This window comes from Shewanella sp. SG41-4 (assembly GCF_014164505.1).
In the GTDB taxonomy this organism is placed as follows: Bacteria; Pseudomonadota; Gammaproteobacteria; order Enterobacterales; family Shewanellaceae; genus Shewanella.
The window spans coordinates 1-1,513 of sequence record NZ_JACJFI010000575.1 but is presented as its reverse complement, the minus strand read 5'-3'; the positions used below and the strand labels follow the sequence as shown (position 1 = coordinate 1,513).

Genomic DNA, 1,513 nt, shown 5'->3' with positions numbered 1-1,513 from the left:
AGTGCCTTTGCGCTGATCACACTGACGCTGTACATCACTGAGTTGAGCTTGTTTATCCTCATACTCTTGCGTATCTTTTTCCAGTTGATATTCTACGTGACTGGCGTTTCTGAGGATTTTAAGTTCGCGCTCACCTTCTTCAATGTTTCGCTTCATATCACCAATTTTTTTCTGGTCATGCAGCGTTAGATTTTTGTTCAAAGACTGAAGTTGACGGCGTTCTTTAACTAGTAAAGATAAAGAGTCCTCTACGCTAGTAATCCACCTATCGATATCATCTTCTGGCATTTCCGACAGAAACGGTATTTTTTCGTCAAAGAAATGCAGTTCACTGTCTTTGGGGTTAAAGAGAGCCATTGCGTCATCTAATGCTGTAAATTCATCGTTATTTAGTTCTCTCCCCGGATTAGCATTCGCTAATACACTGTTTATTGAATATAGTTTACGCCAAGCCGCTTCTGTCAATTGGGTACGTAAACTTAATGCTTTATTGCTCTGCCGTCGGTTTATTTTGTCTAACTTCGCTTCATGGTCGGTAATTTTAATGTCCAACTCTTGCAACCGAGACTGCCGTTGTTGAGCGTCTGTGTAGTGCTTCAGCATCTGTTTTTCTGCTTCGAGATCTTCTGAGTAAATGTCCACAATTTCTTGATGACATTTACCAGGGTATCCCGTAGTAATACGGTCATTGGTGGCTAACGTCTTTTTCGCCTTATCAATAAGCTCATTCAGTTCCTTCAAGCGGTGCTGATGGATCTTGCATTTCGTATTTAGATCGACCAAAGAATTTTTCTGGTCTTTCAAGTGTGCGTCGGCCTCATTAATGGCGTGCGAGCTATCTAGTAATTGACGTTCGATCGTTTGTTTGTATGCTTGGGTGTTGACCCATAATTGTGCAAACGACGTCGCTGCTGATTTTTCATTAAGTATATTTTGGTACTGAGTCTTCAGAGCTTCATATTTGGGTTGGGCTTGTCGCAACTCCTCCAAAGCACTTTTGCGCTTTTTTAAAACCTTTTGCTCATTGATAATTTCAGAAATGTCCACTTCTAACAACTGACCACCGTCATCACGGCCCTCTATTGCAGTAGCCGTCATCAATCGTAACGAACGACTGTCTTGATTGAACAACATTTTCACCAAAGCACGTAGTGAGTCTACCGCGTTAGAACTAATGTCACGCAAAGGAAATAACACATATGGACACGAATTAGGACGAAGCACATCCACGGAATACAATTCTTTGGTTAACTGTTCGACTTGACTGACCTGTTTGGCAGTATTGTTAATTTTCTTAAGTGAAGCCAGCAATTGCCGACCTGGAACATATTCCGGTTTTGCCCCTGTTTCTGTGCTTTTATCCCAAAATAGGTGTGAGATAGTGTCGTAAGATTCAGCAATAAAACATCGCTGTAAGCGATAGTTGTCACCTCGGGAAATAATTTGGCAATGTCGTTTTGTTGTGCCATCAATGAGTTTATGTTCAACTTCAAGAATTAAGCGACTATTTTCA

Annotated in this window: 1 protein-coding gene; it reads right to left on the bottom strand. The window is 41.1% G+C overall.

What is annotated here, in order from left to right:
- Window positions 1-1,513 (bottom strand): hypothetical protein (locus H5202_RS22360; RefSeq protein ID WP_182773961.1); only part of this gene is annotated, 1,513 nt, incomplete at both ends.